At 60.9% G+C, this 23,727-nt stretch carries 19 protein-coding genes and 3 tRNA genes; 1 reads left to right on the top strand and 21 read right to left on the bottom strand.

The genetic code is table 11. The features are described from left to right. The 21 genes from ACY4LX_RS12425 to truA all read right to left on the bottom strand — a co-directional run bounded on the left by ACY4LX_RS12425 (position 1) and on the right by truA (position 22,808). Positions 1-774, bottom strand: a complete 774-nt coding sequence (locus tag ACY4LX_RS12425; RefSeq protein ID WP_463260066.1) for an HpcH/HpaI aldolase family protein — start codon at positions 772-774, stop codon at positions 1-3. Further along, a complete protein-coding gene (locus ACY4LX_RS12420) occupies positions 768-2,627 on the bottom strand; it encodes an IucA/IucC family protein (RefSeq protein ID WP_463260065.1) in 1,860 nt (619 codons plus the stop codon). Before ACY4LX_RS12420 ends, ACY4LX_RS12425 begins: the two co-directional genes overlap by 7 nt. Before the next feature lie 17 nt (positions 2,628-2,644). Then, positions 2,645-4,060, bottom strand: a complete 1,416-nt coding sequence (locus ACY4LX_RS12415; protein ID WP_463260587.1) for a DHA2 family efflux MFS transporter permease subunit — start codon at positions 4,058-4,060, stop codon at positions 2,645-2,647. Next, on the bottom strand, positions 4,057-5,259 hold the full coding sequence (locus ACY4LX_RS12410) for a type III PLP-dependent enzyme (protein WP_463260064.1): 1,203 nt from the start codon (positions 5,257-5,259) through the stop codon (positions 4,057-4,059). Before ACY4LX_RS12410 ends, ACY4LX_RS12415 begins: the two co-directional genes overlap by 4 nt. Next, entirely contained in the window at positions 5,252-7,033 is a 1,782-nt protein-coding gene (locus ACY4LX_RS12405) for an IucA/IucC family protein (protein WP_463260063.1), read from the bottom strand. Before ACY4LX_RS12405 ends, ACY4LX_RS12410 begins: the two co-directional genes overlap by 8 nt. Before the next feature lie 208 nt (positions 7,034-7,241). Then, positions 7,242-8,618 (bottom strand): diaminobutyrate--2-oxoglutarate transaminase, encoded by a 1,377-nt coding sequence (locus ACY4LX_RS12400; protein WP_463260062.1) that lies wholly within the window; start codon positions 8,616-8,618, stop codon positions 7,242-7,244. A 362-nt stretch (positions 8,619-8,980) separates the two neighbouring features. Continuing rightward, positions 8,981-11,404 carry a TonB-dependent siderophore receptor gene (locus tag ACY4LX_RS12395; protein WP_463260061.1) on the bottom strand — a complete coding sequence of 808 codons (2,424 nt, stop codon included), beginning with the start codon at positions 11,402-11,404 and terminating at the stop codon, positions 8,981-8,983. Between the two features lie 67 nt (positions 11,405-11,471). Continuing rightward, entirely contained in the window at positions 11,472-12,422 is a 951-nt protein-coding gene (locus ACY4LX_RS12390) for a FecR domain-containing protein (protein ID WP_463260060.1), read from the bottom strand. Beyond that, positions 12,419-12,928, bottom strand: coding sequence for a sigma-70 family RNA polymerase sigma factor (locus ACY4LX_RS12385; protein WP_463260059.1), 510 nt, complete (start codon positions 12,926-12,928; stop codon positions 12,419-12,421). The genes ACY4LX_RS12390 and ACY4LX_RS12385 overlap by 4 nt, the downstream gene beginning before the upstream one ends. 382 nt (positions 12,929-13,310) lie before the next feature. Continuing rightward, positions 13,311-13,387 (bottom strand) — tRNA-Asp (locus ACY4LX_RS12380). A 91-nt stretch (positions 13,388-13,478) separates the two neighbouring features. Continuing rightward, positions 13,479-13,555, bottom strand: a tRNA-Asp gene (locus ACY4LX_RS12375). A gap of 55 nt (positions 13,556-13,610) precedes the next feature. Then, positions 13,611-13,686 (bottom strand) — tRNA-Val (locus ACY4LX_RS12370). Between the two features lie 198 nt (positions 13,687-13,884). After that, positions 13,885-14,658 carry an SDR family oxidoreductase gene (locus ACY4LX_RS12365; RefSeq protein ID WP_463260058.1) on the bottom strand — a complete coding sequence of 258 codons (774 nt, stop codon included), beginning with the start codon at positions 14,656-14,658 and terminating at the stop codon, positions 13,885-13,887. Next, positions 14,655-15,866 (bottom strand): O-succinylhomoserine sulfhydrylase, encoded by a 1,212-nt coding sequence (locus ACY4LX_RS12360; RefSeq protein ID WP_149658887.1) that lies wholly within the window; start codon positions 15,864-15,866, stop codon positions 14,655-14,657. Before ACY4LX_RS12360 ends, ACY4LX_RS12365 begins: the two co-directional genes overlap by 4 nt. Before the next feature lie 175 nt (positions 15,867-16,041). After that, on the bottom strand, positions 16,042-17,547 hold the full coding sequence (gene purF / locus ACY4LX_RS12355) for an amidophosphoribosyltransferase (RefSeq protein ID WP_123512535.1): 1,506 nt from the start codon (positions 17,545-17,547) through the stop codon (positions 16,042-16,044). Positions 17,548-17,588: 41 nt separating this feature from the next. Beyond that, positions 17,589-18,149: a CvpA family protein gene (locus ACY4LX_RS12350; RefSeq protein WP_149658888.1), complete on the bottom strand. Its 561-nt coding sequence runs from the start codon at positions 18,147-18,149 to the stop codon at positions 17,589-17,591. A 98-nt stretch (positions 18,150-18,247) separates the two neighbouring features. Then, positions 18,248-18,907 carry an SPOR domain-containing protein gene (locus tag ACY4LX_RS12345; protein WP_463260057.1) on the bottom strand — a complete coding sequence of 220 codons (660 nt, stop codon included), beginning with the start codon at positions 18,905-18,907 and terminating at the stop codon, positions 18,248-18,250. Next, entirely contained in the window at positions 18,891-20,198 is a 1,308-nt protein-coding gene (gene folC / locus ACY4LX_RS12340; protein ID WP_463260056.1) for a bifunctional tetrahydrofolate synthase/dihydrofolate synthase, read from the bottom strand. The genes ACY4LX_RS12345 and folC overlap by 17 nt, the downstream gene beginning before the upstream one ends. Continuing rightward, positions 20,195-21,115 carry an acetyl-CoA carboxylase, carboxyltransferase subunit beta gene (gene accD, locus ACY4LX_RS12335; protein WP_054052935.1) on the bottom strand — a complete coding sequence of 307 codons (921 nt, stop codon included), beginning with the start codon at positions 21,113-21,115 and terminating at the stop codon, positions 20,195-20,197. Before accD ends, folC begins: the two co-directional genes overlap by 4 nt. A gap of 175 nt (positions 21,116-21,290) precedes the next feature. Then, positions 21,291-21,920 (bottom strand): phosphoribosylanthranilate isomerase, encoded by a 630-nt coding sequence (locus ACY4LX_RS12330; RefSeq protein ID WP_149658891.1) that lies wholly within the window; start codon positions 21,918-21,920, stop codon positions 21,291-21,293. Positions 21,921-21,983: 63 nt separating this feature from the next. Beyond that, entirely contained in the window at positions 21,984-22,808 is an 825-nt protein-coding gene (truA, locus tag ACY4LX_RS12325) for a tRNA pseudouridine(38-40) synthase TruA (RefSeq protein WP_149658974.1), read from the bottom strand. A gap of 176 nt (positions 22,809-22,984) precedes the next feature. Between truA and ACY4LX_RS12320 the strand changes: the two genes are divergently transcribed. Continuing rightward, complete coding sequence (locus ACY4LX_RS12320; protein ID WP_463260586.1) at positions 22,985-23,647, top strand: M24 family metallopeptidase; 663 nt, start codon at positions 22,985-22,987, stop codon at positions 23,645-23,647. Positions 23,648-23,727 lie beyond the last annotated feature (80 nt).

The raw sequence follows: 23,727 nt of genomic DNA, 5'->3' as shown, positions 1-23,727 counted from the left end.
TTATTTCCCTTCTGCTGAAGTGGCGGCCAACTTGGCCTGGAGGGCACGAAAAGCGATGCCACGCTCGTCACCCAAAACAAAACTGTTAACGCCGCGAGTCAACCAGCGTTCGTGGTCACCCGGCTGGCGTGGAATCGCGCAGTACGGCACGCCCGCCGCGTTAGCGGCTTGCCAGGCACTGAGCAACGCCGCTTGCACTTCGGGGCGGTCGATCTGCCACGGCAGGCCCATCGATTGCGACAAATCCGCCGCCCCTTCGAGGATCATGTCCAGCCCCGGCACGGCGGCAATTTCCGCCGCGCGCCGCACACCTTCGGCGCTCTCGATCATCGCCACGATCATGATTTGCTCATTGGCCAGGCCGATGTATTCCGCGAGGCTGTGCTTGCCAAACGCACCGGGACGCCCGGCATTCAGACTGCGGCCGCCCAGCGGGTGGTATTTGCAGGCGCGGATGCTTTCGGCCAAAGGCTCGGGACTTTCGATCATCGGCAACACGATGCCCTGGGCGCCGCCATCGAGCAGGCGCAGCAGGGTCTTCGGGTTGAGGTCCGCGACCCGCACCAGCGGCGTGAGCGCGTAGCTCTCGGCGGTGCGGATCATGTGCTCCACGGTTTCCGGGTTGATCAGCACGTGCTCCATGTCGATGATCACGAAATCGAACCCGGCTTCGGCAATCAACTCGATGGATGCCGGCGACGGAATCGAGCTGATCAGCCCGTAGGCCGACTCACCGTTCTGGAGTTTCTGCTTGAGCAGATTGGTCCTCAGCATGATTGCGGCCGGAAGGCGTGCAGCGGGTTCGGCACCTTTTTGAACCGACGTTCGCCATCGCCCAACAGACGACGCTTGGTCAGTTCCTCGACCTCATAGAACGGCGCGAACACATCAAATGCTTCATAACGCGCGCGGTGTTGCGGGTGTGCTTCCTGGTAACCGGTGACGACCTCGGCCGTCATCTGCCAGAACTCGCTTTCCGCCAGTTGATAGTGTTGGTGCAGGAAGATCGCCATCTCGGCCATGGCGATGAAGAAGAACGAATCACAGGAGAAGTCGCGCACCGCATCCACGTCGTCGGTAAGGATGAACGAGTTGCGGTTGAGCTTGGCGTGGCTGGCGGGCAGCGGCACCAGGCTCGGGGCCAGGTCGGGACGGCCGAGGTGCTGCGGCGAATAACGCACGCCGTCGTGGAAGTCTTTCAGGGCGATGCGTTGCGGCCACCCCTGCTTGACGATGAGGACGATGTTCTGGCCGTGGGATTCCATGCCGATGCCTTCGGCGTAGAGCATGTGAATGATCGGCGATGCCGCGACCTGTACCAGTTGACGGGTCCAGGCGTGCAGGCCGTATTGCTGGATCCAGGCATCGATAAACGGCGTCTGTTCACCGTCGCCGTAGCGATTGTCCACCGAGCTCAAACCGTTGAACGGTACCGCTTGCTCGTCGGCTTCCAGGTATTGATGAATGCTTTCGCGCCACAGGGTGCCCAGGGTGCCGTAGGCTTGGGACATGCGCGTGGCGGGCAAATGGTCGTAATCGAAACTGACGCCGACCACTTCGCCGAGAATCACAAAACCGAGGTCGCGGGCGGTGCTGTCGCTGCGGATCAACTGGTGCAGCCAGTCGGTGATGATCGGGCCGTTCATCACCGTGTGCCGCGCCAGGATGCGCGTGCTGGAGGTGTTGGTCATGCTCAGCGCGAGCTTGACGTAGGGCCGCTGTTTGTCCGTGACGTTAGCCAGGGTGCGGATCGATTGCTGCGCTTTGTAGCGATCATCCGTGGTGCCCAGGTGGATGATTTCACCGCTGACCAGTTCCGGGTAGAACACCGGGACGACGACGTTTTCCCACTGCCATGGATGCACCGGCATCAGCCAGTAATCGCCCATGGACTTGCCTTGGTCGGTGAGGCTTTCAGCCAGTGCCTGCCAGCGTTGAAGGCCGAATTCCTGCTGGATGAAGTCGTTGTAATTGAGGTGCTGGGAGATGTTCATCGCCCCGCAGGTTTTCGCCACGGCGAGCCAGACGATGGCCACCGGTGTGGCGAACTCTGGCCCGTAATTGGCGTTGTCTTTCAGCGAAAAACCGATGCGCGACTTGTAGCAAGGGTGATAGCTGTGGGCGTCCATGAAGTGCTGTTCCAGCGCATCGACGTCCAGTTGATGGCTTGGCATGGCCGCTTGATAACCCTGGCTGCGCGATTGCAGGTCCTTGAGCAGGGTCTGTTCCAGTTCATGGGTGAAGCGCGGCAGGTGCGGACTGTCCTGAAGCTCGCTCAGCAGTTCGGCCAGCGCCTGATGCAGATGCGGTGGGCTGTGTTTGCCGTTGGCATCCACGCGCTCAAGACTTGAGTAATCGAGGCGGATCAATTCGAAACTGGCTCTGAGCAAACCGGTGCAGTGGTACTCCACGGGCTGTTGCTGGGCATCGATGCCGCTGACGACAAACCGGTATTGGCTGCCACTCAGCGGTGAATGGCGGTACGGCAGCACGTTTTCATACAACAGGGTTTGCAGCAGTTGCCCGACCACCCGCTGCTCCACTTGTTGGTAGCGCTGGGTGTCGGTGGTCGCCAGCCAGACGCCTGGAGCCTGAGGTGTTGCCTGAGAAGAGGTCGCCATGATCATACCTATCGATTAAAGAATTAACGGTGTTCGAGGGCCGAGGGCAATGCCTCGGCCGGCTCGTCGGGTTCATGTTCGGGAAAACGCCAGGCGCAGGGCAGCGCCAGCAAAACCAGGAGGCCGGTGGCCATGAACACTTCGCTGATCGCTCCCGGCGTGGCGGCGGAATCAAGCCCCTCCCCCAGGCGAAACTCGAGCCACAGCGAAGCGATGACGATGGCCAGCGATGACACAAGGCGCCGGGAAATGTTGTTCATCGCCGCGCCCTGGGTGACCATCGGTTCGGGCAAGGCGTTGAGCCCGGCGGTGGTGATCGGGATGTACGACAGCCCGAGTCCGGCGCCGCGCACCATCATCAGGAAGAACACCGTGGCGATGGAGGACCCAGCGCCGAGCAGGCCCAGGCCGAGCGTCGCGGCGCCGGTCATCAGCAAGCCCCAAAGCACCACGCCCCGTGGCCCGTATCGATCCAGCCAGCGACCGCCAAGGTTGCCGAACAGGCTGGCAAACGCCGCCGTGCACAGCAGCGACAAACCGGTCCAGATCGCGCTGTAGCCCATCACCACTTGCACCAGCAGCGGCAACAACACCAGACACTCGAACATGCCCACCGACTGCACCACGGCGATGATCACGCTCAGGCGATAACCCCGCAGGGCGAAGATGCGCAGATTGAGCAGCGGCGAGGTGCGGTTCAGTTCCAGCTTCACGAAAGCGACCAGACAGACGATGGCCGCCAGCAACATGCCGAGGTTGAGCGGATCCGTCAGAGCATCAGCGTGGCGCAAACGACCGACCGCAATCATCAACAGGCCAATGCCCGCCGCAATCAGCAGGTAACCCGCCAGGTCGAACGGTTTGCGCTCGGACGCTTCCGACACCGGCAGCACCGCCACGCCAAGCATCAGCGCGACAATGCCGATCGGCACATTCATCAGGAACAACGAACGCCAGCTGAACCACTCCAGCATCAGGCTGCCGCACAACGGCCCCAATGCCGGCGCCAGCATCACCGCTGCACCCCACAAACCGGTGACCCGGCCGCGCTCGCCCTTGGCATACACCGAAAAGATGATCGCCAGCGACAACGGAATCATCAGTCCGCTGGCAATCCCTTGCACCACGCGAGCGGTGATCACCAACGCGATCGAGTTGGCGAAAGCGCCCATCAGTGAGCCGCAGACAAACAACGCCACGCCCCACAGGTACAGGCGCCTGCGCCCTACCCGCTGGCTGAGAAAACTGGTGAGCGGCATGGTCATGCCCATGCTCACCATGAACGCCGCGACGATCCACGTCGCCAGCACCGGGCCGATATCGAAAGCGGTCATGAACGCCGGCAACGCCGGGTTGAGCGAGCTGTTGTTGAGGCTGACGGTCAAGGTGCCCAACAGCACATTGACCACCACCAGCCAGCGCGGAGCGGCCACCGTCAAACCCAAGAGGCGCCTCCTGCAAACAGCTGCGGCGGTCGTGGATGGCAGAGGAAATCGGCGTGGGAGATGTTGTAGCCGTAGGCACCGGCCAGCGGCAGCACCAGCATGTCGCCGACCTCGACGCCGGTCAGCAGGCAATCGCGACTCAGCACATCCTTGGGCGTGCAGAGTTGCCCGACCACGGTCCACTTCTGCGCCACCGCGCCCGGCGTTACAGGGTTTTGGGGCAGATGAATGACCGGGTGATCGTGCCCCTGAGCCACCGGCAAACGGAAGTGGTGAGTGCCGCCACGACAGACCAGGAAGTGCTTGCCGTGACTGGTTTTACTATCCAGCACTTCAATGGCGTAGTAGCCGCAATACGCACTGATGAATCGACCGGGCTCGAAACGCACAATCGGCGCATCGGCACATGCCGCCAGGGACTCGCCCAGGTGCGCGCACAAGCGCTGCCAATCAAACTGCTCCGCGCCGAGGTAGTTCACGCCGATGCCGCCGCCGACATTGAGGTGGGTAATCGTCGCCGGACTGGCCGACAACGCCTTCCATTGCGGCCAGCGTTCCAGGTACAGGTCGAGCAGTTGTTCGTGGCGTTCCACCAGCGACTGATGGGACATCGCATGCACATGAAAGCCCTTGAGCCGCAGATGACTGGCGTTATCCACCCAGCTAACGGCCTGGGCCAGTTCTGACTCATCAATGCCGAACGGCGTCGCAGTGCCGGCCATCGCCAGTTTGCTCGACAGCGGCGCTGGCAGTTCCGGGTTAATCCGCAGCAACACGTCCTGCACCCGCCCCGCTTCCAGCGCCAGTCGTTGCAGGCGGACGATTTCATTCAGGCTTTCGATGTGGATCGCTTCGACCTGATGCTGCAAGGCCGAGCGCAGATCGGAATCCAGTTTGCCGGGGCCGGAGAAGATGAAGGGCTTGGGCGTTGGGCAGGCCTGGACGCGATCGATCTCGCCGCCAGAGGAGATCTCAAGCCCGTGCACCAACGGCGCGACGGTGGCGAGGATCTGCGGTTCGCTGTTGGCCTTGATCGCGTAGTACAGCTCGACGCCTTTGGGCAGCGCCGCCATCACCCGGGTCACGTGTTGCTTCAACGCGTCCAGGTCATAGATGAACAGCGCCAACGGATCTTCCTGTTGTGTGCGGGCTTCGTCGATGGCGGCCAATACCGTGGCGGGCAGCTTATCCATGCTGAGCCTCCTTGCCCCATGGGGACACCAGCGTGACGTAGCCGGCCTGACGATCCGCTTTGGCCGCCAGCCGCACTTTGAGGTTGGTTTTGCAGGCAATCGGCTGGCCGGCGATCAGCGCATCCAGCTCCGGTGCCGCGCGGCTCAATTCGGCGCGGATGCTGATCAACTGCTGTTCCACCCGTTGCCACATCAGCGGCGCCAGGTGCGGGCGCTCCCAGCTCAGGGCCAGCACGGCCTCGGACAGGTTGTTGACGAACAGGCAATAGACGATGCGGTTCCAGCCCTGCTGGCGGGAATAGAGCAGCGACTCGCGGACCCGTGGATGAACGTCGGTGTCGACCTTCGACGCACCCAGTTCCTCGGTCAGTTTCACCCCTTCGAAATCCCGCAGCAGCAAGCGTTGCGGGCGACCGTTGTCGTGCACCAGCACGCTGTTTTGCAGGTGCGGTTCCATGACGATGCCATGGTTGAAGAACAGCGCCAGCACCGGGCGCAGCAACAGCGCTTGATAGTCGTCGAACCAGCTCAACAACTGCTGATCGTCGATGTCGTTGCCGTTGAAGCGGGTGAGGAATTCGTGGACCAACGGCCGCAAATGCAGGCCCCGGGCGAACAGCGTACCGGCCATGATGCTGCAGTCGGTGCCGGTGTCGAGGCAGAAGTTCTCGCGCAGGATCGCCCCGGTCTGTTCGCGGAACCAATGGTTATCGGCTTCGCTGGCGCTGTGCGGCGCCCAGCTCAGCAGGCCCGGTTCGGCCACTACCGACAACCCGCCGAGGGTCTCGGGCTGGGTCAGTTGCAGGTTGCGGAAAATACGGTCGATCATCAGCGCGCTTTCCAACTCGTACCAGGCGTTTTTCCTGACGCAATTGGTGATGCGCACGTTCAGCGAGCCCTTGATAAAGAACTCATGACCTTCGATGTACCAGGTGCGGATCGACGCCGTGGGATTGGCCATCAGACCCGTGGCGCCCAGGTCGACGATGTCTTTGTCTTTCAACAGACGTTGCACCCGACCGTCCTGCATAAACAGTTGCGCCTGCACCGGGTGCATGCAGATCACCGCGTGCCCCGGCCGGGCCTGGGACTGATCGGCAAAACCGGCCAGCACCTGGGCTTTGCTCAAGCCATTGGCACCCACGTTCAACCCTTCCATCGGCACCTCGAACAAGTGCATCGCGGTGCGCGCCTGGAATTCCGGGGCGTAGGTTTCCTGGGCCAGATGCGCCGGCCACAGCCGCGCCTTGGGCGCCGGGTGGTTCGGATGACCAAACCACAAGCCCTGCTCGCTGGCCAGGTAACCGCTGAGCGGGTCGGCGTCCATCGGCGTGTTGTGGCCGACGATAGCGGCGGTCAGCAACTGGCTCTGCAACACCTGATCCAGCAACTCGTCGTTGCTGGCGCGGGTCATGTGTTCGCACGCGGCGAGCAACTGCTCGACGAACTCGGCAAACCGCAGGCTCGACCAGTCGCCTTCACCGCGCCGGGCGTAGACGTCCGACAGGTAACGGTGACTGCCCAGCCCATCACGACGGTCCACCATCACAAAGAACTGCTGCTGGTTGGGCAGGTTGATGGTCAGGGGAATGCCCTTCCATTCCAGGCCTTCGAGGTAACTGCCCGGGGCGATGCCTTGCATCTGTGTCGGCCAACTGTAACTGAGGCAGTTTTCCGGCAAGGCGAACTCTTTAATTAAACAATTAAGCAACGCGCACGTTGTCGCCAGCTCGCTGACCATATTCGGTAAAACACTGCGATTTGGATGATTCATGGGTGCTCCACCGTAGCCCGCGAGGCCACTGGACACGTTATATGGCGAAAAAATTAGTTGCTGATCGGCCGTTTCAACGGCCGACGAAACCCCACGTAACGACTTCACTTCACTGAACCTTTTAAACAATCAGACGATGACCAAAGTGATGCGCGCCAGCGTCATCAAACTGCAACTTGGCGATGTGTTAAACACTTCGATTAAATACTCAAGGACGCAATTGCAATAAAGCGGCGGCCATGGCGTTATCAAAACGCTGGATCACTTGCTGGCATTGTTCATCATCGATAATCAAGGGCGGCAACAAGCGGATGATATTGCCCTTGCGTCCGCCGCGTTCCAGCAGCAGACCTTGTTTAAAGCACTGTTGCTGAATGGCCACGGCCAGTGCCGGGTCCATCGGGAAATGCCCGTGGCGATCCGCCGGCTCACGTTCATCGACGATCTCGATGCCCAGCATCAGGCCGCGACCGCGCACCTGGCCAAGCGCCGGGTAATGCGCTTGCAACTCCACCAGTCGGTCCTTGAGCCACTGGCCACGGCGTTCGGCCTGGCCAGCGAGGTTTTGCTGTTGCAGCACCTGCAATGTCGCGAGCCCGGCGGCCATGGCCATCTGGTTGCCGCGGAAAGTGCCGGCGTGGTTGCCGGGCTCCCAGGCGTCGAACTCGCGACGGATGCCCAGCACTGCCATCGGCAAACCGCCACCGACGGCTTTGGACATGACGATCAGGTCGGGTTCGATTTCAGCGTGTTCGAAGGCAAACATCTTGCCGGTGCGACCGAAACCGGTCTGCACTTCGTCGAGAATCAGCAGGATGCCGTGCTTGTGCGTTACCTCGCGAATCGCCCGCAGCCAGCTCGCCGGGGCACAGTTGACGCCGCCCTCGCCTTGCACGGCCTCAAGAATGACCGCTGCCGGCAGTGACACGCCGCTTTCGACGTCTTCAATGAACTGGGTGAAATAGTGGGTCAGCGCCTCGACCCCGGCCTCACCGCCAATCCCCAGCGGGCAACGGTATTCGTGGGGGAATGGCATGAACTGCACCCCGGGCATCAGGCTGGCGATGGCATTTTTCGGCGCAGTATTGCCGGTCAGGGCCAGGGCGCCGTGGGTCATGCCATGGTAGGCGCCGGAGAAACTGATGATGTTGTTGCGCCCGGTATAGGTCTTGGCCAGTTTCAGCGCCGCCTCCACCGCATCCGCCCCGGACGGCCCGCAGAATTGCAGGCAGTAATCGCGGCCCCGGTTCGGCAACAGGCTGAGCAGGGTTTCGCTGAAGGCGTCCTTGACCACGGTGGTCAGGTCCAGCGTGTGCATCGGCAGGCCCGAGGCGAGGAAACTGTCGAGGCTGGCCATGATGGCCGGGTGATTGTGGCCCAAGGCTAAGGTGCCAGCGCCGGCGAGGCAGTCGAGGTAACTATTGCCTTCGACGTCGGTGACCCATACTCCGTGGGCCTTGGCGATTGCCAGTGGTAACTTGCGTGGATAACTGCGTACATTGGATTCGAACTTGCTTTGTCGAGCCAGATAGTCGGCATTGGTTTTTTGCAATGGATTAGAGTGCAATACGCCATCATTCAACATCGGTTTATCCTCGATAAGTTTCGATATGAAAACTATTCCCATTTACAAAATGACGCAACTGTTTGATCGCTCTTTCTGGGAATATTTACACAACTCGATAATCGGTTATTAAAACCGTTCACGCACACAAAACCACAAGTTATGGTAACTTGTTCAAGCGATCATCAGTGCCATTATCCGGCCATGTTCTTGTTATAAATCTGACAACTTTGTTATTACCTTCGAACAGGCACTAACTTATAGAAAAGTATCGCGATAGATCATCAAGTGAAGATGGACATAGGATGTTTCCTCTGCAGGAATAAACGGATGAAACAACCGACGGCGCCCTTCCTTGTGGCGCAGCGCACGGTTGCATCGATTTAGAAGTCGACAGTCGCCGACAGCAGATAGGTTCGTGGTGTCGACAGCGTCAAGCCTGGCTCGCTGTCATCCGAAGCCCCGGCGGAACTCCAGTAGCGCTTGTTCGCCACGTTCTCGATATTGCCGCGCAGGGTGATGTTCTTGTCGTCGACCTTGAACGCATAGCGAGCGCCGACGTCCATGCGCGTCCAGGCGTCGATTTCCTTGACGTTGGACTGGTCCAGGTACTGCGAGCTGGAATAGATGGCGCGGCTGGTCAGGGTCAGGCCTTGCACACTGCGCACGTCATATTCGGCGCCGAGGTTGACGTTGTATTTCGGCGTGGCTGGGGCGCGGTTGCCGTCGAAGAGGCCATCGGTGGTCTTTTTCAACTCACTGTCGATGTACATGACGCCACCGAGCAGGCGGAAGCCATCGAGCGGTTCGCCGAACATGCTCACTTCCACACCGGTGTTTTCGCGTTTGCCGTTCGGGCCGAACACCCGCGTGTTGGCGTTGGTCTCGTAGGCCGGTTGCTTGATGCGGAACACGGCGGCGGTCACGGCGAACGGACCCGCATCGTACTTGGCGCCAACCTCGACCGAGCGGCTGATGAACGGCGGGAAGATTTCGTCTTCGTTGACCGAGGTCGACGGTGCGATCTTGCCCTGGCTCAAGCCTTCCATGTAGTTGGCATACAGCGACAGCTTGTCGGTGGCCTTGAACAGAATGCCGCCCGACGGCGAAACCTTTTCTTCATCGTAGGCGGTGTCGCCTCTGACGTTATCGGTCCAGTCGTCAACCTTCACGCGCTGCCAGCGGGCGCCGAGGGTCAGCAACACGCGGTCATCGAAGAAGCCCAGGGTGTCGGACAGCGCCACGCCGGTGGAGCGGTTCTCGGTGTAGACCTTCGGATCCTGTCGCGTAGGTCTGTTGGGCGTCGGGGTTTCTACCGGGTTGTAGAGGTTGCTGGGGGCGGAGGCATAACGGGCGCCGCCGTTTTCGAAGTCCATGTAGTAGTAGCTGGCCGCCAGGTTGATTTCATGGCTTACCGGACCGGTATGGAACCAGTTGCGTACGCCAAAATTGCCTGTGCGGACATTCTCGTCACGGGTGAAGTCACGGGGCTGGACGCTGAAATCGCCCGCGTCGTTGGTGACGGAAACGGCGTGACGCAGAAAGTCATGATTACTTTTACGTGCGCCCACGCCGCCGTACAGCATGACCGAGTCGCTGACATCGAACTCACCACTGAACGTGCCGAAGGTGTCCTTGGTCCGCGCCTTGCTCCAGGGCTGCGCATAGTTGTTGCGCACTTCGCTGGCATGGGGAACCTGGGCGTTGGCACCGACGATGACACGTTCCTGCGGCGCATCGGTATCACGCTCGGTGTGGCCGACGTCCGTCGAGAGGCGCAAGCGTTCGCCGCGAAAATCCAGGCCCAGCACGGCCATGTCGCGGTCGACACTCTGGTGATCCCATTCGGTGTCGCCGGACTGCTTCACGCCGTTGAAACGAATGCCGAACTTGTCGTCTTCACCAAAGCGCCGGCCGATATCCACCGCGCCACCGAGTTGGTTATTGGAGGCGTAGCTGCCGGTGAACGAGGTGATCGGCTTGTCGGTGGCGCGCTTGGGCACCACGTTGATCCCGCCACCGACGCTGCCCCGTGGAGAAATGCCGTTGATGAGTTGGCTCGGGCCTTTGAGAATGTCGACGCGATCAGCCATTTCCATGTCGATCGTGTAGGTCGGCAGCACGCCGTAGAGGCCGTTGTAGGAAACATCGCTGTTGAACAGGCTGAGCCCGCGAATGGTGAACTGCTCATAACGCCCACCCGCCGGGTTGGTCGCGCGAACCGATGGATCGCTGGCCACCAGGTCGCCCAAGGTCCTCGCCTGCTGGTTCTTCACCGCTTCGGCGGTGTAGGTGGTCATGCTGAACGGCGTTTCCATGAAGTCTTTGGAGCCGAGCAAGCCTTGTGAGCCTTTACGCGCGACCTGGCCACCGGCATAGACCTCGGCTTCCGACCCGCCTGTGGCACCCAGAATCGAAGTCGGCGCCAGTTGCAGGCTGCCGGCGTCTGGTGCCGGGGTCAGGATGTAGGCCTGATCCCCCACCGGCTGCAATTGCAGACCGGAACCCTGCAACAACCGGGCAAAGCCCTCCTCGACCGCGAAGTCACCGGACAGCCCCGGGCTGTTGCGCCCGCTGACCAGCGCCGGGTCCACCGACAGATTGACCCCGGCCAACCCGGCGAAGCGGGTCAGTGCGGCGCTGAGGCTGCCGGCTGGCACCTGGTAGCTGCGTTTGGACGCATCTGCGGCCCAACCGGCAGTGATGAACAACGGACAGGCACTCAGGCTCAACAACAGACTCAAGTGCAACAACGGGCGCAGCCTGGAGGGAGTCAGACGCGTACTGCAAGGCATCACTGCGGGCATTGAGAATCTCTCTGATTTCGTTTCACTTGCCTTGAATGACAAGCGACGCAAAAAAAGGGGACACGCCTTAAACAATATTTTTGCGCGGCAGCAGCGTTACCCAATAACGCGTACGCGAATGCACCTCCAGCGGCAGGCTGGCCGCTAACAATGCAAGGATGCGATCAGTGTCTGCCAAGCGGAAACTGCCGGTGACGCGCAGGGATTCCAGCTCAGGTTCCCAGCGCAACACGCCTGGGCGATAGGTGCTGAGTTCGCGCAAAAAATCCCCCAGCGGCTGGTTCTGCGCCATCAGCACGCCGTCGCGCCAGCCTGGGGCGAGCACATCGAATGGCTCCACATTGCCGGCGCCCGTCGCTTGAAGACTGACTTGCTGGCCACCGCGCAACGAGAACACCGGCCCGCGCAACGGCTGCAACTGCACAGAACCTTTGAGTACCGACACCTTGCAGCCCGTCTGGCCCTGATGCACGCACACTTCGCTCTGACTGACGAGCACTTGCCCGAAGCGCGTCTGGATCCTCAGCGGCGAGGTCCCAGGCACCTTCAGCGCGATTTCACCCTCTACGAGTTTCAGCAGGCGGTTTTTCAGGTCGATGTCGACGGCGGTGGCCGTATTCAGCTGCAACGAGCTGCCATCGGCCAATTGGACTTTCTTGCCCTCCCCGGTCGCGGTGCGCAGGTCGGCGCGCCAGACGTCCAGGGGCAACTGCCGACTGATCAGCCAGGCGGTCGGCACCAGCGCCACGGCGCCGACGGCGCGCTTGAGCACCGTGCGCCGACTGGCTTGTGGGCGATCCAGACTGGCCATGGCCAGTGCCGGCGGCAAATCGGCAAAGCGTTGGCGCAGCATTTGCGCTTTCTGCCAGGCCTGCTCGTGGCTGGAATGGCTATCGCGCCAGCTCTGCAGGTTGGCGCGATCCCGTTCGTTGGCGCTACCGGACTCCATCAGCGCCAGCCACTGCGCGGCGGCCCGCACAACCTGGCGGGCTTCGGCTGACGGTGGCGAACCGATCACAGCTCCACCAGCAGGCAATGTTCGTAGGCCTGAGCCATGTAGCGCTTGATCGTGCGCTCGGAGACTTGCAGGCGTTCGGCGATTTCCGAGTAGCCCAGGCCTTCCAGCTGGCTCCAGAGAAACGCCCGTCGCACCGGGCTCGGCAAGCCATCGAGCAATTCGTCCAGGGCTTGCAGGGTTTCTAGGAGGATCCAGCGCTGTTCCGGGGACGGCACGCAGTCCTCCGGCAGCAACGCCAAGGTATTGAGGTAGGCTTGTTCGAGGCTGCGGCGCTTGTAGAAGTTGGTCAGCAGTCGCTTGCCGACTGTGGCCAGGTAGGCGCGGGGTTCTTGCAGGTCTGCGATGCGCTGGGAGCTGGCGAGCAAGCGCACGAACGTATCCTGACTGAGGTCTGCCGCATCACAGCCATTGCCCATGCGTCGACTCAACCAGCTTTCCAGCCAGCCACGGTGGTCGCGGTACAGGTCGTGGAAGGTTTGCCCCGTCGGCATCGCTGCATCACTCATCTAAAGGAACCCTGCGCGAAGAAATATTTTAAATGCGACTCATTCTAATTAGTGATGGGACTTCAAATAAAGCGCTTTGTGCGGTTTGCACCCAGTAAATACTTGAATAAGTGACTGACAGAGGGGGATTACGGCGCGTAAGCACCGGTTGGTCAGGGCTGCGGGCCATTGAGGGGAATTATCACGAAACGTCAGAATTCATTGCTGATCCGCGCTGGGTCGGCGGATGCGAATCCCTGAAGGCCAGGGCAAAGGAAGGAAAAGCCAAATCGCAGACACAAAAAACCCCGGTCTTTCGACCAGGGTCTTTGCTATCGACTCGAAGTCAGCCAGCGGCTTTTCTTCGTAGCTCCAAGGCGTTCAGTGGGCCTTGAGGCAGATATGGCGCAGCGGACGGGACTCGAACCCGCGACCCCCGGCGTGACAGGCCGGTATTCTAACCGACTGAACTACCGCTGCGTATCGCTTTGAGCTTTCGCTCAAGTAACTCGTCTGACTGAAAGCTTCGAGGCTTTCAATCTCGAACCAGGTAAAACCTGCTTCGCAAATATGGCGCAGCGGACGGGACTCGAACCCGCGACCCCCGGCGTGACAGGCCGGTATTCTAACCGACTGAACTACCGCTGCGCGTCGGTGGAGGCTTTTAAAAGCTTCCATCTTGCTTTCGCAAGACTCTCGGAAGTGGTGGGTGATGACGGGATCGAACCGCCGACATTCTGCTTGTAAGGCAGACGCTCTCCCAGCTGAGCTAATCACCCGGTTTGCATCTCCGAGGCCGCGAAATTTACGCAGGTAGCGAACCTAAGTCAATAGCAGGATTGAAGTTTTTTCAAAATAGCTGCAAGAAGGCAGCTTCAAGTCGCAAGCTACAAGCGATAAGTAAAAGCAGGATTGCGTATTCAAGCCTGCACGTGGTCGCCTTTACTTGCAGCTTGCCGCTAGAAACTTATAGCTCTCTACGCGTAGACCATCTTCTTGGTCATGCCGCCATCGACCACGAACTCCTGGCCCGTGACGAAACCGGCGTTGCGCGATAACAGCCACGCCACCATCGCCGCCACGTCCTCGACCGTCCCTACCCTGCCCGCCGGATGCTGGGCATGGTCGGCATCGGTCAGGGGATCTGCACGCCGTGCAGCCGGGTCCCGGGCATCGATCCAGCCTGGGCTGACCGCATTGACGCGGATCTCCGGCCCCAGGCTGATCGCCAACGCGTGAGTCAGGGCCAACAGTCCGCCCTTGCTCGCCGCGTAAGCCTCGGTGTCCGGTTCCGACTGCCCGGCGCGGGTCGAGGCCAGGTTGACGATCGCACCGTTGTGGGCGCGCAGGTACGGCGCACAGTGCTTGGCCAGCAACATCGGCCCACTGAGGTTGACCGCCAATACACGGTTCCAGTACGCCAGGTCGAGGCTTTCAAGAGTGATGTTGTGCGGGTCGGCGACCGCCGCATTGCACACCAGCGCATCCAGGCGCCCGAACTGCCCCAAGACCTCTGCGACGCCCAATGCCACCTGCCCTTCGTTCGACACGTCCATGGCGATGAACCAGGCGTTGTCGCCCAGCACCTTCGCCACTTTCGAACCGCGCACGCGATCCAGGTCCGTCAGCACCACCTGCCAGCCTTCGCTGATCAGCCAGGCCGCGATGCCCAGGCCAATGCCCCGCGCGGCACCGGTGACCAGCGCAACGCGGCCATGGGTGCCTGTACTCGGCGTCGACAACTCGATCACAAGGCAGCCAAACCGCGCGCCAGATCGGCTTGCAGGTCGGCCACGTCTTCCAGGCCGACCGCAATGCGGATCAGGCTGTCACGGATCCCCGCGGCTTCACGCTCTTGCGGCGCCAGACGGCCGTGGGAGGTGGTGCTCGGGTGGGTGATGGTGGTCTTGGTGTCACCGAGGTTGGCGGTGATGGAAATCAAACGGGTCGCATCGATAAAGCGCCAGGCGCCCTCTTTGCCACCCTTGACTTCAAAACTCACGACCGCGCCGAAGCCTTTCTGCTGACGCAAGGCCAGTTCGTGCTGCGGATGGCTCTTGAGACCGGCGTAATGGACTTTCTCGATGCCGTCCTGCTGCTCCAGCCACTCGGCCAGTTGCTGGGCGTTGGCGCAGTGCGCCTTCATCCGCAGGTTCAGGGTTTCGAGGCCCTTGAGGAAGATCCAGGCATTGAACGGGCTGAGGGTCGGCCCGGCGGTGCGCAGGAAACCGACGATTTCTTTCATCTGTTCGCTACGACCCGCGACCACGCCGCCCATGCAACGGCCCTGGCCGTCGATGAACTTGGTCGCCGAGTGCACGACGATGTCCGCGCCCAACTTCAACGGTTGTTGCAGGGCCGGGGTGCAGAAGCAGTTGTCGACCACCAGCATCGCGCCCTTGGCGTGAGCGATGTTCGACAGTTCGGCGATGTCCACCAACTCGGCCAGCGGGTTGGATGGCGATTCGACGAACAGCAATTTAGTGTTGGCCTTGATCGCCGCATCCCAGCCGGACAAGTCCGCCAGAGGCACGTAATCGACTTCAATGCCAAAGCGCTTGAAGTACTTCTCGAACAGGCTGATGGTCGAACCGAACACACTGCGCGAAACGAGCACGTGGTCACCGGCGCTGCACAGGCTCATCACCACCGCCATGATCGCGGCCATGCCGGTGGCCGTGGCCACCGCTTGCTCAGCGCTTTCCAGCGCGGCGATACGCTCTTCGAACGCACGCACGGTCGGGTTGGTATAGCGCGAGTAAACGTTGCCCGGCACTTCACCGGAAAAACGCGCCGCCGCGTCGGCAGCGGTACGGAATACATAGCTGGAAGTGAAGAACATCGGATCACCGTGTTCGCCTTCCGGCGTACGGTGCTGACCGGCGCGTACGGCCAGGGTATCGAACGCTACGCCATCGAGGTCGCTGTCCAGCCGACCGGCATCCCAATCCTGACTCATGCTGTCACTCCTTGCCTTGCTCGGTAGTAGATACAAAACCGGCCTGGAGGGGGACACCCGTTATTGTAGGAGCGAGGCTTGCCCGCGAAGGGGCCGCCACATTCAACATCACTGTTGCCTGTGACACCGCCTTCGCGGGCAAGCCTCGCTCCTACAGATACAGGCCGGTAGTTACTCAGTTGTTATACAGATCAATGATCGCACTGACTGCCTGGGTCTTGACCTTGGAGGCATCGTTACGTGCCTGCTCGATCTTGTTCAGGTAAGCCTCGTCGACGTCGCCGGTCACGTACTGGCCGTCGAACACCGCGCAATCGAACTTCTCGATCTTGATCTTGCCGCCGCCGACCGCTTCGATCAAGTCAGGCAAGTCCTGATAGATCAGCCAGTCGGCGCCGATCAGGTCAGCCACGTCCTGGGTCGAACGGTTGTGGGCGATCAGCTCGTGGGCGCTCGGCATGTCGATGCCATAGACGTTCGGGTAGCGAACGGCTGGCGCGGCGGAGCAGAAGTAGACGTTTTTCGCGCCGGCTTCACGGGCCATCTGGATGATCTGCTTGCAGGTGGTGCCGCGAACGATGGAATCGTCCACCAGCATCACGTTCTTGCCGCGGAATTCCAGTTCGATGGCATTGAGCTTCTGGCGTACGGATTTTTTCCGTGCAGCCTGGCCCGGCATGATGAAGGTCCGGCCGATGTAGCGGTTCTTCACGAAGCCTTCGCGGAACTTGACGCCCAAGTGGTTCGCCAGCTCCAGGGCCGCGGTACGACTGGTGTCCGGGATCGGGATGACCACGTCGATGTCGTGCTCAGGACGCTCGCGCAGGATCTTGTCGGCGAGCTTCTCGCCCATGCGCAGGCGGGCCTTGTAGACCGAGACGCCGTCGATGATCGAGTCCGGACGCGCCAGGTAGACGTGTTCGAAGATGCACGGGGTCAGGGACGGGTTGGTCGCGCACTGACGGGTGTGCAGCTTGCCGTCTTCAGTGATGTAGACCGCTTCGCCCGGTGCCAGGTCGCGAATCAGGGTGAAGCCGAGCACGTCCAGGGACACGCTTTCGGAGGCGATCATGTACTCGACGCCTTCGTCGGTGTGACGCTGGCCGAAGACGATCGGGCGGATGCCGTGCGGGTCGCGGAAACCGACGATACCGTAACCGGTGACCATCGCCACGACCGCGTAGCCACCGACGCAACGGTTGTGCACGTCAGTCACGGCGGCGAATACGTCTTCTTCGGTTGGCTGCAACTTGCCGCGCTGGGCCAGTTCGTGTGCGAACACGTTGAGCAGCACTTCCGAATCGGAGTTGGTGTTGACGTGGCGCAAGTCAGATTCGTAAATCTCCTTGGCCAGCTGTTCAACGTTGGTCAGGTTACCGTTGTGCGCCAGGGTGATGCCGTAAGGCGAGTTGACGTAAAACGGTTGAGCTTCAGCCGAGGTCGAGCTGCCTGCGGTCGGGTAACGCACATGGCCAATGCCCATGTGACCGACCAGGCGCTGCATGTGACGCTGATGGAACACGTCACGCACCAGGCCATTGTCCTTGCGCAGGAATAACCGGCCATCATGGCTGGTCACGATACCGGCAGCGTCCTGGCCGCGGTGCTGGAGCACGGTTAGCGCGTCATACAGCGCCTGATTGACGTTCGACTTACCGACGATACCGACGATGCCACACATGCGACGCAACCCCTACTTAATGGATCTGAACTGAGCACCACTCACTGAGGCGTTTTGGCCGTCGGCAAGAGGTGTTCCTTGAACGGTAATTCAGCGGGTACGCTGATACCGCTGGCAAGCCACTGACTGCTCCACCCGAGAATCAGGTTTTTGGACCAATCTGCGACCAATAAAAATTTTGGCACGAGCTGTGATTCTTTCCACCAGCTGTCCTGCTGTACCGGCCCCAGGCTCAACAGCCCGACCGCCACGACCACCAGCAACACGCCACGCGCGGCGCCGAAGGCCATGCCGAGGAATCGATCGGTTCCGGACAACCCGGTCACACGAACCAATTCGCCGATAAGATAATTGATCATTGCGCCGACGATTAACGTGGCGATAAACATGATGGCGCAGCCCGTGATCACACGGGCCGATGGCGTTTCGATGTATCCGGCGAGGTACTCGGACAATGAACCACCGAACATCCAGGCAACAGCTCCTGCGATGATCCAGGTCACCAGCGATAACGCTTCTTTGACGAAGCCGCGGCTCAGACTGATCAATGCGGAGATGGCGACGATTGCAACGATCGCCCAGTCAACCCAGGTAAATGGCACAGTGCAGCCTACAGACGGATAAGGCGGCGCATTTTAGCAGAGCCCATGCTTATCGGTAAGCTGCGATTGTCAGTGCATTTCAAATCGGGGCGATAGTGTTAGCCACGCTCAGGCTGGAAACGTACGACAAAACCTTTCAGGTTCTGCTGGCGGCCCAACAAGTCACGCAGGCGATCGGCTTCTGCGCGCTCGATCAGAGGCCCGACAAACACCCGGTTCTTGCCATCGGCGGTACGGATGTAAGCGTTGTAGCCCTGGCTGCGCAGGGATTTCTGCAGGCTTTCGGCACTGGCGCGGCTCGACAGGCTGGCCAGTTGCACCGACCAACTGACCGACAGGCCATTGGCATCGACGCGGCTCTGGGTGGTGTCCGGTTTCGCCGGTGCGGCGGCAATTGGCTGGGACGGTGCCGGCTTGGCGACCGGAGCAGGCGGCGGCGTCACCGGTTTGGCAGCAGGAGCCGGAGCCGAAGCGACTGGAGCAGCCGGTGCAATCGACATCGTCGGTGCTTGCTGATCGGCGATTTCGTCGTCGCTCGGTACTGGTTCCTGAGGCAAGGCTTGCGGCTCAGGCACCACCACCGGTTCGACCTGCACTTGCGGTACCGCAGGGGCCTGCGGCGCAGACGGCGCCTGCACCGTGACCTGACGCTGTTCGTCCTGACGGGAAAACAGCATCGGCAAGAAAATCACCGCCAGCGCCACCAATACCAGGGCACCGACCATGCGCTGTTTGTACGCCTTATCCAGCAAAGCCATTTGCCGCTTCCTCCGTGGAGCGCCGGGCCAGCCATTCAAGGGCCTCGGCAACACAATAAAATGATCCGAACAACAGAATCTCGTCGTCGCTCGTCGCCAGTGCGCACTGCCCTTCCAGGGCGGCCGTCACACTGCCATAGGACGTTACCGACGCGCCAAGGTTCTGCAACGCCGCGTGTAATTCCTCGACCGGACGCGACCGCGGCGAATCCAGCGGCGCCACAGCCCATGACTGGACACTAGCATTCAATTCGCCAACGACACCATCCAGATCCTTGTCCGCCAGCAAACCGAACACCGCCAGGCGCTTGCCGACCGGCGGACGACTGGCCAGGCGCCGGGCCAGATACTCCGCTGCATGGGGATTGTGCCCCACATCCAGTAACAAATTCAGGCGCTTGCCTTGCCAGTTGAACTGCCGACGATCAAGTCGACCAACGATCCGCGTGGCTTTCAACGCTTCAACAATCTGTGCATCGACCCACGGCAAACCGGTCAGCAAATAAGCCTGCAACGCCAAAGCCGCGTTTTCCATCGGCAGATCGAGCAACGGCAGGTCATGCAGTTCAACCACATGCCCTTGAGCATCGAGGCCGCGCCATTGCCAGTTGTGATCGGTAATGCCCAGATCGAAATCGCGCCCACGCAGGAAAAACGGGCAAGCCAGCTCGCGCGCCTTGTCCAGCAGGGGTTGGGGAGGATTCAGATCGCCACAGAGCGCAGGCGCGCCCTGACGGAAGATGCCGGCCTTCTCGAAGGCCACGGACTCGCGGGTATCGCCCAGGTAATCGGCGTGATCCACGCCAATACTGGTGACGAGTGCGATGTCTGCATCGACCACGTTGACCGTGTCCAGACGCCCGCCGAGGCCGACTTCCAGCACCACCGCATCAAGACTGGCCTGTTGAAACAGCCAGAACGCAGCCAGGGTGCCCATTTCGAAGTACGTCAGGGACGTCTCGCCACGCCCGGCTTCGACCGCCGCAAACGCTTCGCACAGCTCGGCGTCAGTGGCTTCGACGCCATTGACCTGCACCCGCTCGTTGTAACGCAGCAGGTGTGGAGAATTGTAGACACCCACATTCAGGCCCTGAGCCCGCAGCAATGAAGCCACGAACGCACAGGTAGAACCCTTGCCGTTGGTGCCGGTGACCGTGATCACCCGAGGCGCCGGCTTGCCCAGTCCCATGCGGGACGCTACCTGTTGCGAGCGCTCCAGGCCCATGTCGATGGCCGAAGGGTGCAACTGCTCAAGGTAGGCGAGCCATTCGCCAAGGGTACGTTGGGTCATATGTTCGCAGGTACCGGTGGAACCACGATCGGCTCGATAGGGGCGGCGACGAATTTCGGCGTCGGCAGGCCCATCATTTGTGCCAGCAGGTTGCCCAGACGCGGACGCAGTTCCTGGCGGTGGATGATCATGTCGATCGCGCCGTGTTCCAGCAGGAACTCGCTGCGCTGGAAACCTTCCGGCAGTTTTTCACGCACGGTTTGCTCGATTACGCGCGGACCGGCGAAGCCGATCAGGGCTTTTGGCTCGCCGACGATCACGTCGCCCAGCATGGCCAGACTGGCGGAAACACCGCCGTAGACCGGATCGGTCAGCACCGAGATGAACGGGATGCCTTCTTCACGCAGACGCGCCAGGACCGCCGAGGTCTTGGCCATTTGCATCAGGGAGATCAGGGCTTCCTGCATCCGCGCACCACCGGAGGCGGCGAAGCAGATCATCGGGCACTTGTTTTCCAGTGCGTAGTTGGCGGCGCGCACGAAGCGCTCACCGACGATGGCGCCCATCGAACCGCCCATGAAGGAGAACTCGAACGCCGACACCACCACCGGCATGCCCAGCAGGGTGCCGCTCATGGAGATCAGGGCATCTTTCTCGCCGGTGGCTTTTTGCGCGGCGGTCAGGCGATCCTTGTACTTCTTGCCGTCGCGGAATTTCAGACGGTCAACCGGCTCCAGGTCCGCGCCCAGTTCGGCACGGCCTTCGGCGTCGAGGAAAATGTCGATGCGGGCGCGGGCGCCGATACGCATGTGGTGGTTGCACTTGGGGCAAACGTCCAGGGTCTTTTCCAGCTCCGGACGATACAGCACAGCCTCGCAAGACGGGCATTTGTGCCACAGACCTTCCGGCACCGAGCTCTTCTTGACCTCGGAACGCATGATCGAAGGGATCAGTTTGTCTACTAACCAGTTGCTCATGCTTTCTTTCTCCAGTACCGGCGGCCCGAACGCTTTGGTTCGCAGCCCCGCGTATGCCCTTGAGCTAAATTCATGTGTGTGGCGATGATCGCCGGATGGCCGGGTCAGAAAAACTGACCTGCGTACAACCCGAAAACCCTCAGCCTCTTTTCTACAGAGCTGTGGACGGCGGCAGTTAGCCAGCCGTCACATCACGTACCGCTTTGATGAATGCCTGGATCTTCGCGTGATCCTTGATGCCCTTGCTCGCCTCTACCCCGCCGCTGACGTCCACCGCGTAAGGCCGGACCCGCGCAATCGCCTCGGCGACGTTGTCCGGGGTCAAACCGCCGGCAAGGATAATCGGTTTGCTCAAGCCTTGCGGTATCAGTGACCAGTCGAACGCTTCGCCGGTTCCGCCGGGTACGCCTTCGACGTAAGCGTCAAGCAGGATACCGCTGGCACCTGCAAACGCATCGCATGCCGCACCAATGTCATCCCCGGCCTTGACCCGCAGGGCCTTGATGTAAGGACGATTCCAGCTTTCGCATTCGCCAGCGTCTTCGTCGCCGTGAAACTGCAACAGATCCAGCGGCACGGCGTCGAGGATTTCTCCCAACTCGCAGCGACTGGCGTTGACGAACAAACCCACGGTGGTCACGAACGGCGGCAAGGCCTTGATAATCGCCCTCGCCTGCGCAAACGTCACCGCCCGTGGGCTTTTGGCGTAAAACACAAAGCCGATGGCATCGGCCCCGGCCTCGACTGCCGCCAACGCATCTTCTATGCGGGTAATCCCGCAAATCTTGCTGCGAACGGCTGACATGTCGATAGAACCCCAAGGCAAATCCGAGAAAGTCCCGGATGGTAACAAATGCGTTCGAGGGCGTCAGCCGTCAAGTTCGGTGAAACCGGTGAGGAAGTGCGGCCCGATGTAACGCTCAGGCAACTGGAACTCGTCGTGGTACTCCACCTGCACCAGATACAGGCCGAAGGGGTGCGCCGTGACACCGCCGGAACGGCGAACGCGGCTCTCCAGCACTTCCTTCATCCACTCCACCGGACGCTCGCCCGTACCGATGGTCATCAGCACCCCGGCGATGTTGCGCACCATGTGATGCAGGAAGGAGCCGGCACGAATATCGATCACGATCATCTTGCCGTGACGGGTGACCCGCAGATGATGCAGTTTCTTGACCGGCGACTTGGCCTGGCATTGCCCGGCCCGAAACGCGCTGAAGTCATGGGTGCCGACCAGATACTGGGCAGCCTCGGCCATGCGCTCGACGTCCAGCGGGCGGTGGTTCCAGGTGATTTCTTCGTTCAGGTGCGCCGGGCGGATCTGATCGTTGTAGATCACATAGCGATAGCGCCGGGCGATGGCCTTGAACCGCGCATGAAAATCCGGCGGCATGACCTGGGCCCAACTGACGCTGACATCGTGGGGCAAATTGATGTTGGCGCCCATGACCCAGGCCTTGAGCGAACGCTCAACCTGGGTATCGAAATGCACCACCTGGCCGCAGGCATGCACGCCCGCATCGGTACGCCCGGCGCAATGCAGCGACACCGGTGAATCGGCGACTTTGGACAAGGCGTTTTCCAGGGTTTCCTGCACGGTCAGCACGCCAGAGGCCTGGCGCTGCCAGCCGCGATAGCGCGAGCCTTTGTATTCCACGCCCAGCGCGATGCGGAAAAAGCCGTCGGCCGCCATTTCAGCGGCCGGATTATCTATATTTGCCAAGGGGTGACAGCCTGCTGATGTACGCAAAGGCGGGCATTATAAGGCCGCAGGTCCGGGACGCCAGAGCTGTGTGCCATTGCATCACGCCCGCCGACTTCGCTATATAGACAACTACACAACGAAAACACAAAAACCGAGACCTGATGATGACCGCCACATTGAACAAGGAAGCTGTCGGCCAGGCGTATAGCCTGGAAGGCATGCTGCACGCCAAACGCAAAACCTGGGAAGCCATCGACGCAATGGCCCGCCGCATCAAACCCGGCATGCTCGAGTCAGAAGCCCAGACAATGAGCCTCGAAGTGCTGAACGAACTGGGCATGGACCGCATCTGGCATCCGTCGAAAATTCGCTTCGGCGAAAACACCCTGAAGACCTTCAAGCAGCGTTCCGACGGCGATCCGGTGCTGGCTGAAAACGATATTTTCTTTATCGACCTCGGCGTGGTCTGGGATCGCCATGAAGGCGACTCGGGCGCGACGTTCACCGTCGGCAACGATCCCGAGATGCAGGCGTGCGCCGTGGCGGCGAAAACCCTGTTCGATCTGGTCCACGATTACTGGCGCACCCAGCAGGTGGCCGGTCCGCAGCTGTATCGCTACGCCGACGAACAGGCGACAGCGATGGGCTGGAAGTTGAACCTGGAGATCAAGGGGCACCGGGTCAGTGATTTCCCGCATGCGATCTATCGCGCCGGAGACCTGGGCAATTTCGAGGACTGCCCGAATGTAGGGCTGTGGATTCTGGAAATCCAGATTGCCCACCCTACCCGGCCGTTCGGGGCGTTTTATGAGGATTTGTTGAGTTAAGAGCGAAGGCTGCGATCTTTTGCTTTACCAAACAAAAAACGGCAGCCTCAATGGGCTGCCGCTTTGTTTACTACCGATTC

The organism is Pseudomonas sp. Emmai (assembly GCF_055179735.1).
Note: the sequence above shows the minus strand (reverse complement) of the source record. Positions and strands in the feature narration are given on the sequence as shown.

Excerpts from the sequence above, each read along its gene's own strand:
- ACY4LX_RS12425 (WP_463260066.1), bottom strand. The coding sequence starts at position 774 with ATGCTGAGGACCAATCTGCTCAAGCAGAAACTCCAGAACGGTGAGTCG.
- ACY4LX_RS12420 (WP_463260065.1), bottom strand. The coding sequence starts at position 2,627 with ATGATCATGGCGACCTCTTCTCAGGCAACACCTCAGGCTCCAGGCGTC.
- ACY4LX_RS12410 (WP_463260064.1), bottom strand. The coding sequence starts at position 5,259 with ATGGATAAGCTGCCCGCCACGGTATTGGCCGCCATCGACGAAGCCCGC.
- ACY4LX_RS12405 (WP_463260063.1), bottom strand. The coding sequence starts at position 7,033 with ATGAATCATCCAAATCGCAGTGTTTTACCGAATATGGTCAGCGAGCTG.
- ACY4LX_RS12400 (WP_463260062.1), bottom strand. The coding sequence starts at position 8,618 with ATGTTGAATGATGGCGTATTGCACTCTAATCCATTGCAAAAAACCAAT.
- ACY4LX_RS12395 (WP_463260061.1), bottom strand. The coding sequence starts at position 11,404 with ATGCCCGCAGTGATGCCTTGCAGTACGCGTCTGACTCCCTCCAGGCTG.
- ACY4LX_RS12385 (WP_463260059.1), bottom strand. The coding sequence starts at position 12,928 with ATGAGTGATGCAGCGATGCCGACGGGGCAAACCTTCCACGACCTGTAC.
- ACY4LX_RS12360 (WP_149658887.1), bottom strand. The coding sequence starts at position 15,866 with ATGAGTCAGGATTGGGATGCCGGTCGGCTGGACAGCGACCTCGATGGC.
- purF (WP_123512535.1), bottom strand. The coding sequence starts at position 17,547 with ATGTGTGGCATCGTCGGTATCGTCGGTAAGTCGAACGTCAATCAGGCG.
- ACY4LX_RS12345 (WP_463260057.1), bottom strand. The coding sequence starts at position 18,907 with ATGGCTTTGCTGGATAAGGCGTACAAACAGCGCATGGTCGGTGCCCTG.
- folC (WP_463260056.1), bottom strand. The coding sequence starts at position 20,198 with ATGACCCAACGTACCCTTGGCGAATGGCTCGCCTACCTTGAGCAGTTG.
- accD (WP_054052935.1), bottom strand. The coding sequence starts at position 21,115 with ATGAGCAACTGGTTAGTAGACAAACTGATCCCTTCGATCATGCGTTCC.
- ACY4LX_RS12330 (WP_149658891.1), bottom strand. The coding sequence starts at position 21,920 with ATGTCAGCCGTTCGCAGCAAGATTTGCGGGATTACCCGCATAGAAGAT.
- truA (WP_149658974.1), bottom strand. The coding sequence starts at position 22,808 with ATGGCGGCCGACGGCTTTTTCCGCATCGCGCTGGGCGTGGAATACAAA.
- ACY4LX_RS12320 (WP_463260586.1), top strand. The coding sequence starts at position 22,985 with ATGACCGCCACATTGAACAAGGAAGCTGTCGGCCAGGCGTATAGCCTG.